The sequence below is a fragment of the Bradyrhizobium embrapense genome, from assembly GCF_001189235.2.
GTDB classification, from domain to species: domain Bacteria; phylum Pseudomonadota; class Alphaproteobacteria; order Rhizobiales; family Xanthobacteraceae; genus Bradyrhizobium; species Bradyrhizobium embrapense.
On the sequence record NZ_LFIP02000008.1, the window covers coordinates 41,938 to 56,490 of the forward strand.

The window sequence follows — 14,553 nt, forward strand, 5'->3', positions numbered from 1 at the left end:
GCCCGATGCTGTCGACCGTCGTGTCGATGGAGGTGGCCATGTTCCGTTGGGGCAAGACCCTGCTTGCGGTTGCGCTGGTGTCGGTGACATCAGTTGCGGTAGTCGCGCAAACCGCTGACAAGCCGCCGGTCCAGGCCAGCCAGCCGACCGCGGCAGCGGCGCAGCCGGCTGATCAGTTGCTGAAGCCCGAGCAGCTGGAAGCACTGGTGGCGCCGATCGCGCTCTATCCGGACTCGCTGCTCGCCAACGTATTGGCGGCTTCGACCTATCCGCTGGAGGTGGTGCAGGCCGATCGCTGGCTGAAGGAGCGCAAGAGCCTGAAAGGCGACGCGCTGAAGGCCGAGGTCGAGAAGCAAGCTTGGGATGACAGCGTCAAGGCGCTTGCGAGCACCGCCGACGTGCTCGCGATGATGAGCGACAAGATCGACTGGACGAAGAATCTCGGCGATGCGGTGCTGGCCCAGCAGGCCGACGTGATGGACGCGATCCAGCGCCTGCGCAGCAAGGCGCAGGCGAACAACAAGCTGGTGACAACCAAGCAGCAGAAGGTCAGCGTCCAGACCCAGGAGAACAAGCAGGTCATCGTTATTGAGCAGACCGATCCGGACACGGTCTACGTGCCGTATTACGATCCCGCTACTGTCTACGGCACCTGGCCTTACGCTGAATACCCGCCGTACTATTTCGGCTATCCGTCCTATATCGGTGCCGGTGTCATCGCGGCAGGCCTGGCCTTCGGCACAGGATGGGCGATCGGACGCTGGGGCAATTACTGGGGCGGCGGCTGCAACTGGGGCAATCGCAACGTCTATGTCAATCACCGGACCGCCAACATCGCAAATGGCTGGCAGCACAATTCCGCGCATCGCCAGGGCGTTCGCTACAACAACAGCAGTGTGCAGCAGCGCTTCGGCGGCAACACCAACCGGGCCGGTGTCAGCGACCGGATGAACTACCGCGGCCGCGACGGTCAGCAGGTCCTCAACCCCGGCGGCGATCGGCAAGGCGCGGACCGCGCAGGCGACCGGGCGGGAGACCGCGGTGGTGATCGCGGCGGAGACCGTGCAGGTGATCGTGCCGGAGATCGTGGAGGCGATCGCGCCGGAGATCGTGCCAAGGGTGGCGACCGTGCCGGTGCAACCGATCGTGCCAAGGGTGGCGACCGCAGGGGGACCAGCAACAAGGGCGGTGGCGATCGCGCAAAGGCCGCCAACCGAGGCAATACGGGCAATCGCGCGGCTGCGGCAAACCGTGGCGGCGGTGGGAACCGCGGCGGTGCCATGAACGTGTCGTCCGGACGGGCAGCTGCGGCGGCGTCGGCGCGCGGGCGATCGAGCATGGCCAGCATGCCGCGCGGCGGCGGCGCAAGCTTCGCCGGCCGCGGTGGCGGCGGAGGTGGTTTTCGAGGCGGTGGAGGAGGTGGTGGCTTCCGTGGCGGCGGGGGTGGACGGCGTTCCGACATCGCGCTCAAGCACGATATCGAGCTGCTTGGATATCTCGCCAACGGCCTCGGCTATTACCGTTTCAGCTATCTCGGCAGCAGCAAAGCCTATGTCGGCGTGATGGCACAGGAAGTCGAGCAAGCAATGCCGGCGGCGGTGACACGCGGCGCCGACGGCTATCTCAGGGTCTATTACGACAAGCTCGGGCTCAAATTCCGCAGCTACCACGACTGGCTTGCCGCCGGTGCCAAGATTCCATCTCCGTCGGAGGCTTCACGATGACAGGCACTTCGTACTTGCGATTGGATCGCCTGGCTTTGATCGGCATCACGGTGGTAGCGGCATTCGTCTTGCTGCTAGCTCCGGCTCGCGCTCAGCAAGGCTTCCCCAATCCGGAAGATGCGGCATCGGCGCTGGCAGCGGCCGTCAAGGCCGGTACGAGCCGGGCCATGCTGAAGGTGCTGGGTCGCGATGCTGCCGACATCATCGAGTCCGGCGACGATGTCGCCGACGCCAATGCGCGAGAGCGCTTCCTGTCGGCCTACGACGCCAGGCACTCGATCAAGGCCGACGGCAACAAGAAGGCCACCCTGATACTGGGGCCGGACGATTTCCCGTTCCCGATCCCCCTCGTCAACAATCAGGACGGCTGGAGTTTCGACGCGGCTGCGGGACGTCGCGAAATCCTCTACCGCAGGATCGGCCGCAACGAGCTTGCGGCGATCCAGACTTGTCTCGCCTATGTCGACGCGCAGAATGAATATGCCGAGAAGGATCGCGGCGAGGGCGTGGGCACCTATGCCCAGCGCATCGTCAGCAGGCCGGGCAAGACCGACGGATTGTTCTGGCGCGACGACAAGGATCCGAGCCCGCTCGGTGAGCTGGCGGCCCAGGCCGCGGCGGAAGGCTACAAGGTCGGCGAGCAGGCCGAGCCGTACCACGGATACTACTATCGCATCCTGAAGGCCCAGGGCTCCGATGCCCCGGGCGGTGCGCTGAACTATGTCGTGAAGGGCAAGATGATCGGTGGATTTGCACTGGTCGCCTGGCCCGCCGAGTACGGCAATTCCGGCGTCATGACGTTCCTGGTCAACCACGCAGGCATTGTCTACCAGAAGGACCTCGGCCCACGCACCGATTTTCTCGCCAAGCGCATGATCGCTTTCGATCCGGATCACACCTGGAAGAAAGTGGATCTTACCAATCCTTGAACGAGGAGGAGCTGCCGCGATGCGATGCATGATCCGCTCCGTCGTATTGGCGCTTGTGGCGATGGTCTTGTTGGTCACGCCATGCTCGGCGCAGGCGACCGGTCATGTCCAAGTCAAGTTCGTGAAGGCAGCTCTCGTCGTGGGCGGCGGCGGAGGGAGCGGCACGCTCATCTACCGCGGCCGTCACTATCGGTTCATCGTGTCCGGCTTCAGCCTCGGCGTAAGCGCGGGTGCCTCAGTGACCTGGCTGGAAGGTACTGCCTCAGGCATCAGGGAGGTCAACGATTTCGCCGGCAGCTATACGCTGGTCGGAGGAGGCGGTGCGTGGGCCGCCGGTGTCGGCGGCGTGAGCATGCGAAATGAACACGGTGTTCTGCTTACGCTCAAAGGGCCGAAAGCAGGACTGGAATTTGCGGCAAATCTGGGCGGGCTTACCATCTCGCTCAGATGAACTTCACGGCACATGCAAGACGATTCGGGCGTCACTCCGCGCGGCCTGATCCGATGTGCGGGTTGAGTTACAATAAGGACGGTGGCGCGGAGCGAGACATCCCCAACGCCGCAATTGATCCCGAACCCGACGCTATCCAACGCGAGTGCGAGACTGTATTGAGGTCGCCGGCTGCGGGCGTCGGGGGGCGCCGGCGGCCCGCGATCGACCTCGGCTGCTTGTTACCGGGCGATCGAACTTGCGCAATAACGATGGATTTGACGTGGCGAAGACCAAGAAGGCCCGCGCGGCTGCTGGCGCGAAGAAGAACAGCAAGGGATCGACGCGTTTCGGGATCTCATCCTCCTCGCCACTCGGCATGCTGGGGCTGCATCTTCTCGAGCAGTGGAAGAACTCCGGGCGTGACGGCATCGTCTTCCTTGCGGACAGCGAGAACAGGGCGGAGCGCCTCGGCAGCGTGCTGCATTCGCTCGATCCTTCGCTCGAGGTGCTGGTGTTTCCGAGGCTGAATACCTTGCCGTTCGACGGGCTGGAGCCGTCGCGCGAGATCGCCGGCCGGCGGAGCTCGGTGTTGCGGCGTCTTGCGAAGAGCAGGAAGCCGGTCTTCCTGGTGTCGACGGCCGAGGCGATCATGGAGCGGTTGCCGCTGCCCGCCAGCTGGGGCCGCCTCAGCATCAGCCTGAAGGTCGGTGCGCGCCATTCCGAGCAGGATCTCAAGGATCGTCTGGAAGCTCTGGGATACGATCTCGACGAAGAGGCGGATTATCCCGGAAGCGTCCTGTTCCACGGCATGACGTTCGAAGTGTTTCCTGCCGGCGCGCTTGGGCCGTTCAGGATCGAGCATTCCAATGGCGTGATCCGCAGGATCGCGGGGGTGGATCCCAACGAACACGACGTCGTCTTCGATACGGAGGAGCTGCTGATCGATCCGATGTCGGAACGGATCGCATTGGGAGGCAAGCGGGCCCAGCGGGCGGCGCTGCCGGATTATTGTCAGCGCGCCCGCTGGATCGCTGACGCGGGCGTCGCAGGTCACGCCGACAGCTGGCTGAGCACGATCAAGGAGGCGGCCGGCCGCAGAGAGGCGGACCGCGAGTATTTTGCGCCTGCCGACTGGAAGCGGCTGACCAAGCGCATGACTGCGCTGCCTCGCAAGGCGGCGTTCACTCCGACGCCTGATTTCTCGAAGGTGGCCTCGTCGCGAAAAGCGCTCCGCGCATTCGTCGCCGACACGCAGCGCGCCGGATCGCGGCTGCTGTTTGTTGCGGCGGTGGAGGACGACCTGCGCGCGATGGAGCGCATGAGCGGGATCAAGGCGGAGCGCCTCGCAGATTGGAGCGAGGCGGCGAAGGGGTGGAGCGGCGAAGCGGCATTGCTGGCTGACTTCGACACCGGCTTCGTCGGTTCTGGCCGCAAGCCGCTTGTCGTCGTGACGGCGACCGACGTGCTCGGCAGCCGCGCGCATCATCCGCAGCCGATGGCCAGAGCCTGGAGTGCGGCTTTCGATCATCCCGACGTGCCGGACCGCGGCGCGGTCGTCGTTCATCTGCAGCGCGGGCTGGCCGTGCTCGATGGTTTGCAAACCTACGACCTGGGGAAGGAATCATCGCGCGAGATGATCCGCCTGGCATTCGCCGGCGATGACGCCGTGCTCGTTCCGCCCGCCGACCTTGCGCTGATCTGGCCGTATGCGGCCGAGCGCGGCAGACTGACACTGGACAAAGCGGACGGAAGCACGTGGTGGGCGCGACGCACCAAAGCGGAGCAGGAGATTCAGCTTGCCGCCAAGGCGCTTGCCAAACACATCGCGCAGCGCCGCCGCCGGCGCGCGCCCAAGCTGGTCGCTCCCGGTCCCGCATACGAGCGGTTCGTCGCGCGCTTTCCGTATTTCACGACAGTCGACCAGGCAAAGGCAATCCGGGACGTGCTGGATGATCTTGCATCGGGTCATCCGATGGACCGGGTGGTCTGCGGCGATGTCGGGTTTGGCAAGACCGAGGTTGCGTTGCGCGCGGCGGCGGCGGTTGCCCTGTCAGGCAAGCAGGTTGCCGTCGTCGTGCCGACGACCGTTCTGGCAAGACAGCACGTCGCAACGTTCCGCAAACGGTTCGCGCCGCTCGGCATCGACGTCGGCAGCTTGTCACGCGCAACGTCGGCTGCGGAGATGAAGCAGACGAAGCAAGCTCTGCGAAGCGGAAAGATGAAGGTTGTGGTCGGCACCCAGGCGATCGCCGCGAAGGACGTCAAATTCGCCAGGCTGAGCCTCGTCATTGTCGACGAAGAGCAACACTTCGGGGCGGCGGAGAAGGCCAAGCTTTCGGGCCTGGCGAAGAGCGTCCATACGCTCTGGATGAGTGCTACGCCGATCCCGCGCACGCTTGCGGCAGGTCTCGCCGGATTCAGGGACCTCAGCGTGATCGCATCCCCGCCGGTGCATCGGCTTCCGGTCGTGACCAAGATTGCGCCGCTTTCGGATGCCGCTATTGCCGCCGCCCTGCTGCGCGAGCAGCGACGTCACGGACAGAGTTTCCTGATCTGTCCGCGCATCCAGGACCTAGATCCGCTACTGGCGCGCGTGCAGGCGATGGCCCCGGAGCTGCGCATCGTTTGCCTGCATGGCAGGCTGCCGGCCGACGAGCTTGACGACCGAATGATGAGCTTCGTCGAAGGCGAGGCCGACGTGTTGCTGGCGACCAACATCGTGGAAAGCGGTCTCGACATTCCCCGGGCGAACACCATCGTGGTCTGTTGGCCGGAGAAGTTTGGTCTGGCGCAGCTCCACCAACTCAGGGGGCGGGTGGGACGCGGCGGCACGCGCGCCTTCGCGTACATGCTGACGGAAACGAATTCGGAGCAATCGGGCAAGCGGTTAGCCGTTCTCGAGGAGTTCAGCAAACCAGGCGCCGGTTTCGCGATCAGCGAGCGCGATCTGGACCTCAGAGGTGCGGGGGATCTGCTTTCCGAGCGGCAATCCGGCCACGTGCAGGTATTCGGGCCGGTGCTCTACAGCCACCTTCTGAAACAGGCTTCGGAGAAAACCAACGACAGGGCTGCGGATCTTTGGGTGCCCGATCTCAACCTTCCACTCGCGGATCTGCTGCCGAGAAGTTACGTGCAATCGGAATCAATGCGCCTCGAAATCTATGGCCGCGTCGCGCGGTGCCGGAGCGAAGACGATCTGGAAGATCTGGAGGAAGAGACCTCTCGCCGTTTCGGCAAGCTGCCGTCGGCCGGGAGGGATTTCTTCACGGCGGCAAGGCTCAGGATTGATTGCAAGCGGCGAGGTATCGTGAGGCTCGACGTCGGGCCGGAGGCCGTCGCAGCGACATTCCTCCCGGGGCGGCTGCCGAAATCCAGAGCACGATCATTACAACGCGACGGCGATCGCGTTTTTTACTCAGGCAAGACCAACGAACCGCCGTTCGAGCGGATCGACGAGCTGCTCGATATATTGGACGAGTGAGTACGACGTTACTCCTGGCCGAGCCTTCATCGTCGGTATTCCCTGACGCGAACGATCACGTCGCCGCTTCGCGGCTCGTGCTCTCTCTTTTCAGCGACGGACTTCATCGCGCGGCGGCTGCAGAGAACAAATCGACTGATTCCGTCCGCTGACATCGCCGTGACATGTAGCGCCGGTAGTGCAGGTGCGAGGCGGTCCGTCCGCCGTCTTCCAGCCTGCTCCGAGCAATCGGAATGCCCCCTTCCAGGTATGAGTCGACGGTATCTGGAGCGGGCTATGTCGTTCAGATACCGGCATTTTTGAGCTCAAATATTGTGCACGGAGCCGGAATCAGCGGCGCCGGAGCGGGCTTCGATTTTCGCTTTCTCAGTAGGAGTACGCGTTTTGCACATCGTTCCGCCCGGTGTTGCCCAAACTTGTGCCCGCTAGCGGTATCTCAAATATTTACGTTGTATTTCAATGACTTGACGAAATACCGCAGTTCAAATGCCCGTGATATTTGTGCAACATTTGCCCGAAAACAGCCGTAACTTACCTCAACGCGAGCGGTCTTTTGTTGCGTGATCGGGGGCCTTCTGTCTCATATGGAACTGCGACGGAGGGGGGCATCCCAAGGTCGTCCCGTTCTAGGTGGTTCGCTTAAGTCCCTCGCGTTCATGCGGGTGTGTCCGAAGGCGCGAAGCGACTGAGCGGGGATTTAAGGGACAAAGGGAACCAACCTGAGGGTGTTGCTACCCGGCGGAACCGGAACCTTCCCTGAGATAGAGCAACTTGGAGGTTTAACATGAAGATGGTTAAGAGCCTTATCCTCGGCTCGGCGGCGGCTCTCGTCGCGGTCGGCGGAGCTCAGGCGGCCGATCTTCCCGTCAAGGCCAAAGCGGTCGAGTACGTGAAGGTTTGCTCCCTGTATGGTCCCGGTTTCTATTACATCCCGGGCACCGATACCTGTATCAAGCTGGGCGGCTACCTGCGCGTCGACGTCCTGGCGAACACCAACTCGGACCACACCGGCAACACCTCGGGTGCCGCCGGCGCACAGAACCGGTTCACCAACGGCTACACCTGGCGCTCTCGTGAAGACCTGAACATCGATACGCGCACCGCGACCGAGTACGGCGTCGTCCGCACCTTCTTCGATGCGACGTTCTCGTGGACGACGGACACCTACGCTGGTCTGGGCAACGGCGCGACCGTTTACTCGCCGATCGGTACGGTTGGTGCGCCGAACAACGCTGGTTCGGGCAACGTGGCCGCCGGTACCGTCGGCGTCTACTACGCCTTCATCCAGTTCGCCGGCTTCACCATGGGTAAGGCGGTCTCGCAGTTCTCGGCTCCGTGGGCCAACTATCCGGGCAACAACTTCGACGGTCTCGTCGGCGGCGGCGGTACGATCACTGGTGTGAACCAGTTCACCTACACCGCTCAGTTCGGCAACGGCGTGTCGCTGTCTCTGTCGGCTCAGGATCAGACGGCCTACTACCAGGCTGGCGTGAACAACATCCTCGCGGGTGGCGCTTACGGCACCAGCGACTACGCCGGCACGATTTCGCCGGACCTCGTCGCGATGCTGCGCGTCGACCAGGCTTGGGGTCTGTTCCAGGCGTCGTTCGCGGCGCATGACAACCACGCGGCCTACTACGGCGGCACTGAGTTGACCGGTCATCCGGACGACAAGTGGGGCTGGGCTGGTCAGTTGGCCTTGTCGATCAAGAACATCCCGACCGGACCTGGCGACACCATCAACTTGCAGGGCGTCTACACCAACGGTGCGACGCGCTACAACATTCAGGACCTCGCTGGTTCGGCTGGTGCCAACACCATTTATGGTGGAACCAATCTGCCGGGCGTGTACCAGAGCGTTGGTCTCGGTATTGCTCCTGACAGCGTGTTCGGTGCCATCGGCGGCGTGAACACCGGGCAGCAGCTGGTCACGACCTGGGGTTTCCGCGGTGCATACGTGCACAACTGGAACCCCTACTGGAACACCTCGATCTACGGTGCTTATGCCGGCATCACCTACAACGATACGGCTAAGACCCTGCTCTGCGGCGTCGGTGGCGTGGGCGGCTCGGTCCGTACCACCCTCAATGCTCTGGGCGGCGCGATCACCACCTGCAACCCCGACTACAACATCGCGCAGATTGGTACCCAGACCCAGTGGACCCCGGTCAAGAACCTGACTTTCACGGCAGACCTGACCTACACCCACCTGGATCAGAAGTACGCTGGTACGGTCTCGGCGCCCAGCGCCACGATCGGCAAGCCTGCTGCTCTTTACGAGCTGAAGGACCAGAATACGGTTACCCTGCTGCTCCGCGCTCAGCGCAACTGGTAATACCGGTTGATCTGACTGCAAGCTAACAGAGCCCCCGGTGGAAACGCCGGGGGTTTTGCTTTACCCGGTGGGGACTGCTCACTAGCCATTTTTCTTTCGCGCGACGTCATAATTGGGTCATTGACGCAGACCAATCCACGGCGGACGTTTGTCCTGCCATGACGGTAGCCCAACAAATAGTTCGTATAATCCGCGAGCAGCCAGGTCTCACAGAGCGCCAACTTGCTGAGCGCATCTTCGGGGAGGGAGCCTCCATACAGCGCGTCAATCCAACGTGCCGAAAGTTAGTGGCGATGGGTTGGCTGCAACGGCATGGCCGAGGATGGGCGGCGGATCCGTTCACCTATCATCCTGCGAAACCTAACCTCTGAGCCGAGAGAGTTCGGCTGATCCGTTTATCGCGATGAAGGGCTATCGCAAGGATTCGAAATTGCCCATAGGGAGGCGTCGATAGGGCGAGTTACAAATTGATCTAACGCTCGTTAAACGAACGCTCCAGCATAACGAGATTCTATGACGTTGAAGCTTGCTCTCCCCCCGGAATTCCATAAACCGACAAAGAACTTTTAAGCCCATAGTTGTTCCGCTGGTGTGTGTCAGAGCCAACAAAAGGCCCTGTCCTCCAGCACTTCTTAGTCTGCTAGCGACCGTAGACGTTCACGCTTGTTCGCGAAAACGCGCTTGAATGGCTGCGACGCGTTGATGTCGTCCATCAGGAGATCGGAGCGCCCAATGTCCACCACCAACAAGCTGACGCTCAATTTCCGCTGCCCGGCGGAGCTTGAGGGGCTGATACCGCGGCCCATTCCGGCAGCGCAGGGCATTCCCGACTGGCTCAAGGCCATGCCTGCGACGGCCTTCTCTTCGATCAACCTGCACGACGAGGACACCATCAAGCGCTGCCCGCCATTCGTGGACGCGATGACCTGCGGGTTCCTGCTGCCGCTGGTCTGCGATCTCAAGGTCGAGGATGGCGAAATCACCTGGGACCACGACCTCCCGCCGGGAGGCACACCCGAATTTCCGCGTTCGCCGATCGGATTTCACGATCCGGGTCAGGTCAGCGGCACACCATTGTTCGAAGCGGGCCGCTTCTTTCTGAAATTCCACAATCTGTGGACCGTCGAGGCGCCTGAAGGCTACGCGATCTACTTCACGCATCCCGTCAACCGCTTCGACCTGCCGTTCACCACACTCAGCGGCCTGGTCAATTCCGACCTCTATACCGACAATTGGGTGCACTTCCCGGCATACTGGCACGACCGGAATTTCCGAGGTGTCCTCCCGAAGGGGACCCCCATCGCGCAATGCATTCCGGTCAAACGAGACGACTGGATCGCAGAGACATCTTCCTTCACCGCGGAACAAGCCAAGCGCGTCGGTGAATTCCGGAGTGAGCTCAAGCGCCAGCCCAACCTCTACCGCAGAAAATTCAGGGCCTGAGGCGCGACGAGATTTCGTTCAATCCGCTCAGCCTGCTTCCCCGCCGAGGAATTTCGCAGCGTCGCTCTGCGCGAAGAAGAAGCGGCCACGCGATCCCGCGGCCATGACGAACGCCGCGCGTCCCAGAAGCTGGGGCTGACCACGAATGACGGAACGCAGCTCCGCTTCGGCAGCGTCCCGCTCACCCTGCTCGAATAGCGATGTGGCAAGGTAGGCGCGGGTCGAGCGATCATCGGGGTACTGGGCAAGCACGCGACGGAACGCATCGGCGGCCGCGGTGTAGTCGCCGTGCAGGATCAGGACCCGCCCGAGTTGGTTGAGAACGTCGGGGCGTCCCGGCGCAGCATCGCGCGCGGCGGTCAGGACACGCGCAGCCCGCGCGAAGTCATTGGTATCATGCAGCAGCCGCCCGAGATCAAGCTTCAGATCGACGCTGTCAGGGGCCAGCGCGAGGCCGGCCTCGACCGTGCTGATCGCCTCGTCGTATTGACCGGCCTTGGCAAGCTGCCCGGCGAGTTCCTGAAATGAAGGGAGATATGGCGGGCGGCGTGCAACCGTGCGCCGAAGCTGTGCCAAGCCGTCCGTGGCCCGCCCCGCACCGCACAACAATGCGCCAAGCAACGTCTCGACCTCGCCATCGTCGCCGCGGCGCGCAACCCGCTCGAGCGGCGCAATCGCCTCGGCTTCCCGCTTCTGTCCCCTCAAAGCATGGGCGAGCAGAAGCGCCGCGTTCCTGTCTGTGCGGCTGGATTTCAGGATATTGACTGCAATCTGCTCCGCCTGAGCGAATTGCTGCGTTCGTAACGCCATTGCGCCTTGTTGCAGCGCTTGAGCGAGGAAATTGTTTTGCCTGCCACTCACGGGAAGCTTCCGGAGAATGCGAGAGAGAATGTCATTCGGACTTAGCCTGCGCCCCTCTGCGCGTCCATCAACAGTCTCGTGAAAGCACGACATGATGACAACCGGAGCAATCCGCTTGCCAGAACACCCTGACCATGATGCTCAAAGTCCAGCGCAACTGGTGGATCCCGGTCGACCACTGAGATGATCTAACAGAGCCCCCGGCGCTAAAACGCCGGGGGTTTTTGCCTTCAAGAGCTGGCTCTCGTCGATCAGGCGGCGAGCATGTCGCGCACCATCGGCACCACCTTGCTGCCGTAGAGCTCGATGCTCTTCATCAGTTTCTCGTGCGGCAGCGGCCCCGCCGAATATTTCAGCTGGAAGCGCGCCGCGCCGAGCGCCTTCACGGTCGCCGCGATCTTGCGGGCGACGGTTTCCGGCGCGCCGACATAGAGCGACCCATGCTCGGCCTCGGCGACGAACTCGTCGCGGCCCATCGGCGGCCAGCCGCGCTCCTTGCCGATTCGGTCGCGCATCACCTTGTAGTCGGGCCACAGCTCCTCGCGGGCCTGTGCGTCGGTCTCGGCGACGTAGCCTGGCGAATGCACACCGATCGGCTGCGGCGTCCGGCCGAACTGCTGGTAGGCGCGCTGGTGCAGGTCGACATAGGGCGCAAACCGCTTGGGATCGCCGCCGATGATCGCGAGCATCAGCGGCAGGTCGTAATGCGCCGCGCGCACCACCGATTCGGGGCTCCCGCCGACGCCGATCCAGGTCTTGAGCCGGCCGTGCTCGACCGGCGGATAGACCGACTGGCCCTTGAGCGGCGGCCGCAGCTTGCCTTCCCAGCTCACCGGCTCCTGCTTCAGGAGCTCGGTGAACAAATCGAGCTTCTCCTCGAACAGCTCGTTGTATTGCCTGAGGTCGAAGCCGAACAGCGGGAACGACTCGGTGAACGAGCCGCGGCCGAGGATCACCTCGGCGCGGCCGTTCGAGACCGCGTCGACGGTGGCGAAGCGCTGGAACACGCGGATCGGATCGTCCGAGCTGAGCACGGTCACCGCGGAGCCGAGGCGGATGTTCTGGGTGCGCGCGGCGATCGCCGCCAGCACGGTCTCGGGAGAGGAGATCGCAAAGTCGGCCCGGTGGTGCTCGCCGAGCCCGATGAAATCGATCCCGAGCTGATCGGCCAGCACCGCCTCGTCGACGACGTTGCGGATCACCTGGGCGTGGGGCAGCGGCGCGCCGGCCGCACCCTTGGTGACGTCGCCGAATGTGTCGAGCCCGAATTCGAGAGAGGTCGTCATCGCATAGTCCAGTTGTCGGCGTGGCGGTGAATCCGCCACGGGCCACCCATCGCACGCGGGCCGAAAGATCGTGGTGCTGCGGAGATATCCGCAAGCCTGCGCTGTGGAGCCTTTGGTTGGAGATGCAGCAGAACTATGGCCTGTTCGCCGACCGGCAAGGTCACGTCGCGAAACGCAGCGTTTCCAGGCCGCTTGTATCCGGCCGTGGTTTCGAGGCTGCGGCGATCAGCCCGCGGTGACCAGTCAGCCCGGGATGACCAGGAAGCCGGCCCGCGGGAAATGCACCACCACGTCGCCTGTGCGATCGTCTGACCGGCGGATCGCGATGTGCTGTGCCGACAGCGAGACGATCTCGCCGCGGACCGGGATCTTGCCGTAGTCATCCGGCATCACGCTGACGATATCGCCGGGCTTGCGGCCGTTCGGATCCGCGGGGTCGCCGAAAACCGGCGACTCCGGCTGCGCCTTCGCCGCGATCTCGAGCGCGTCGGCGGACGATATCTCTGTGCGCGCGCCGTGGCCGATGGCACGGATGCGCTGCTCCCAGGCCGCAACGCGCGGGAAGTGCTTCATGATCTCGTCCATCGTGGCGAGGCTCTGCCGCGCGTACCACACGTTCATGTAGGCGCTGACGTCGGCGAGGCTGAACTCGCCGAACAGCCATGATCGGCCGTCGCCGAGTTGCGTCTCGATCCAGTCGACATTGGCGCGGAACTGGTCGCGCATCTGCGGCAGCGCTGCGGTCATCGCCGCGACGTCGAACTTGGCGCCGCGCAGCTTCTCGCGATCCGCGATGAATTCCTGCGGGACCTTGTCGCCGATGAAGCCGAACACGAGGTTCACGGTGTTCTGGAAGAACGGCCGGTCGCTCCACATGCCGATCGCCCAAGGCATGCCGGCATTGCCGGCGGGAAACAGCGTCGGCACCGGATAGCGCCGCTCCAGCTCGCGGACGATGATCTGGGTGTCGCAATAGATGTCCGCGCCGATCTGCATCGTCGGCGTGCGGCGATAGCCGCCGGTCATCGGCATCAGTTCCGGCCGCGGCATGATGCGGGAGATCCGCACCGAGTTCCAGGCCAGCTTCTTGAATCCGAAGATGACGCGGATCTTCTCGGAGAACGGCGACTGATCGAAATGATGCAGGATCGGCGTGGGCTGCGACATGGCCTTCTCCCGGGATATGGGCGTGATCTCCTCGGATATTGCCACTTAGCCTGACAAGATTTCGCGGTATCGCAACCCATTTCTCCCCGGAAAATGACGCGCGCGCCGTCAGAACGGCTCCGCCCATGGCCGCAGGTCGAGCTCCAGCGTCCATGCACTGCGATGCTGGTGATGCAGCACCCAATAGGCGTCCGCGATCGCCGCGATGTTGAGCAGCCCATCCGGCCCGCGGTCGTCCTTCAATTGCGGACGCAGGCTCAGCAGCCGATCGCCCTCAATGCCGCCGTCGACCACGACATGGCCGACATGGATGCCTTGCGGCCCGAATTCCCGCGCCACGCTCTGCGCCAGCGCGCGCAGCGCGGCCTTGGCGGAGGCGAACGGTGCGTAATTGGCCTTGCCGCGCAGCGATCCGCTGGCGCCGGTGAACACCAGCGTGCCGCCTCCCCGCGCCAGCAGGGCGGGGATCGCGGCCTGTGCGAGCTGGAAGCCGCCGAGCGCGTGCTCGCGCCAGTGCTCCTCGAAGCGCTGCTCGCTGACCTTGAGAAACGGCGCCGGCCGGTTGGAGCCGGCGTTGTGCACCGCCATCGCGAGCGGCGCGAGCTTCCCGGCCGCCTCGACGAAGCGGGCGGCACCCCCTGCCGTCGAGGCATCGCCGACGACATGGGCGACCCTGGCGCCGGTTGCCGCGAGTTCGGCCGCCGTTGCGGCAAGCTTCTCGGCGTTGCGCCCGGCGATCGCGACGGGATAGCCGCCGGCCGCAAAGCGGCGCGCAATCGCGGCGCCGAGGCCGTTGGATGCGCCGACGCCGGCGATCAGCACGCTGCCTTGCACCGCGGTCGGCTCGAGGTTGGATCGGTCGTTCATGGCTTGCTCCATCCAGGTGCCCGCGGT

At 63.8% G+C, this 14,553-nt stretch carries 10 protein-coding genes; 6 read left to right on the forward strand and 4 right to left on the reverse strand.

All coding sequences use genetic code 11. The features are described from left to right. Positions 1 to 38 precede the first annotated feature (38 nt). The 6 genes from AKN83_RS28770 (at position 39) to AKN83_RS28795 (ending at position 10,345) form a co-directional block, all read left to right on the forward strand. Positions 39 to 1,724, forward strand: coding sequence for a DUF3300 domain-containing protein (locus AKN83_RS28770; RefSeq protein WP_050404259.1), 1,686 nt, complete (start codon positions 39 to 41; stop codon positions 1,722 to 1,724). Beyond that, entirely contained in the window at positions 1,721 to 2,653 is a 933-nt protein-coding gene (locus AKN83_RS28775) for a DUF2950 domain-containing protein (RefSeq protein ID WP_050404198.1), read from the forward strand. The genes AKN83_RS28770 and AKN83_RS28775 overlap by 4 nt, the downstream gene beginning before the upstream one ends. A gap of 28 nt (positions 2,654 to 2,681) precedes the next feature. Then, positions 2,682 to 3,104 carry a hypothetical protein gene (locus tag AKN83_RS28780; protein WP_244522147.1) on the forward strand — a complete coding sequence of 141 codons (423 nt, stop codon included), beginning with the start codon at positions 2,682 to 2,684 and terminating at the stop codon, positions 3,102 to 3,104. A gap of 358 nt (positions 3,105 to 3,462) precedes the next feature. Beyond that, the gene (locus AKN83_RS28785; RefSeq protein ID WP_050404260.1) at positions 3,463 to 6,567 is read left to right on the forward strand and encodes a DEAD/DEAH box helicase; all 3,105 of its coding nucleotides are present in this window, start codon (positions 3,463 to 3,465) and stop codon (positions 6,565 to 6,567) included. 784 nt (positions 6,568 to 7,351) lie between these two features. Continuing rightward, positions 7,352 to 8,902 carry a porin gene (locus AKN83_RS28790; RefSeq protein ID WP_063695578.1) on the forward strand — a complete coding sequence of 517 codons (1,551 nt, stop codon included), beginning with the start codon at positions 7,352 to 7,354 and terminating at the stop codon, positions 8,900 to 8,902. A 732-nt stretch (positions 8,903 to 9,634) separates the two neighbouring features. Continuing rightward, complete coding sequence (locus AKN83_RS28795) at positions 9,635 to 10,345, forward strand: hypothetical protein (protein ID WP_050404200.1); 711 nt, start codon at positions 9,635 to 9,637, stop codon at positions 10,343 to 10,345. 27 nt (positions 10,346 to 10,372) lie between these two features. Here AKN83_RS28795 and AKN83_RS28800 read toward each other — a convergent pair whose 3' ends face one another. The 4 genes from AKN83_RS28800 to AKN83_RS28815 all read right to left on the reverse strand — a co-directional run bounded on the left by AKN83_RS28800 (position 10,373) and on the right by AKN83_RS28815 (position 14,526). Then, positions 10,373 to 11,155: a tetratricopeptide repeat protein gene (locus tag AKN83_RS28800; RefSeq protein ID WP_050404201.1), complete on the reverse strand. Its 783-nt coding sequence runs from the start codon at positions 11,153 to 11,155 to the stop codon at positions 10,373 to 10,375. A 302-nt stretch (positions 11,156 to 11,457) separates the two neighbouring features. Then, complete coding sequence (locus AKN83_RS28805; protein WP_050404202.1) at positions 11,458 to 12,492, reverse strand: LLM class flavin-dependent oxidoreductase; 1,035 nt, start codon at positions 12,490 to 12,492, stop codon at positions 11,458 to 11,460. Between the two features lie 243 nt (positions 12,493 to 12,735). Next, a complete protein-coding gene (locus tag AKN83_RS28810) occupies positions 12,736 to 13,659 on the reverse strand; it encodes a glutathione S-transferase family protein (protein WP_050404203.1) in 924 nt (307 codons plus the stop codon). A gap of 108 nt (positions 13,660 to 13,767) precedes the next feature. After that, positions 13,768 to 14,526 carry an SDR family NAD(P)-dependent oxidoreductase gene (locus tag AKN83_RS28815; protein ID WP_050404261.1) on the reverse strand — a complete coding sequence of 253 codons (759 nt, stop codon included), beginning with the start codon at positions 14,524 to 14,526 and terminating at the stop codon, positions 13,768 to 13,770. Between the last annotated feature and the right edge of the window lie 27 nt (positions 14,527 to 14,553).

Coding starts and splice junctions, on each gene's coding strand:
- AKN83_RS28780 (WP_244522147.1), top strand. CDS start 2,682: ATGATCCGCTCCGTCGTATTGGCGCTTGTGGCGATGGTCTTGTTGGTC.
- AKN83_RS28795 (WP_050404200.1), top strand. CDS start 9,635: ATGTCCACCACCAACAAGCTGACGCTCAATTTCCGCTGCCCGGCGGAG.
- AKN83_RS28805 (WP_050404202.1), bottom strand. CDS start 12,492: ATGACGACCTCTCTCGAATTCGGGCTCGACACATTCGGCGACGTCACC.
- AKN83_RS28790 (WP_063695578.1), top strand. CDS start 7,352: ATGAAGATGGTTAAGAGCCTTATCCTCGGCTCGGCGGCGGCTCTCGTC.
- AKN83_RS28775 (WP_050404198.1), top strand. CDS start 1,721: ATGACAGGCACTTCGTACTTGCGATTGGATCGCCTGGCTTTGATCGGC.
- AKN83_RS28810 (WP_050404203.1), bottom strand. CDS start 13,659: ATGTCGCAGCCCACGCCGATCCTGCATCATTTCGATCAGTCGCCGTTC.
- AKN83_RS28770 (WP_050404259.1), top strand. CDS start 39: ATGTTCCGTTGGGGCAAGACCCTGCTTGCGGTTGCGCTGGTGTCGGTG.
- AKN83_RS28785 (WP_050404260.1), top strand. CDS start 3,463: ATGCTGGGGCTGCATCTTCTCGAGCAGTGGAAGAACTCCGGGCGTGAC.
- AKN83_RS28815 (WP_050404261.1), bottom strand. CDS start 14,526: ATGAACGACCGATCCAACCTCGAGCCGACCGCGGTGCAAGGCAGCGTG.
- AKN83_RS28800 (WP_050404201.1), bottom strand. CDS start 11,155: ATGGCGTTACGAACGCAGCAATTCGCTCAGGCGGAGCAGATTGCAGTC.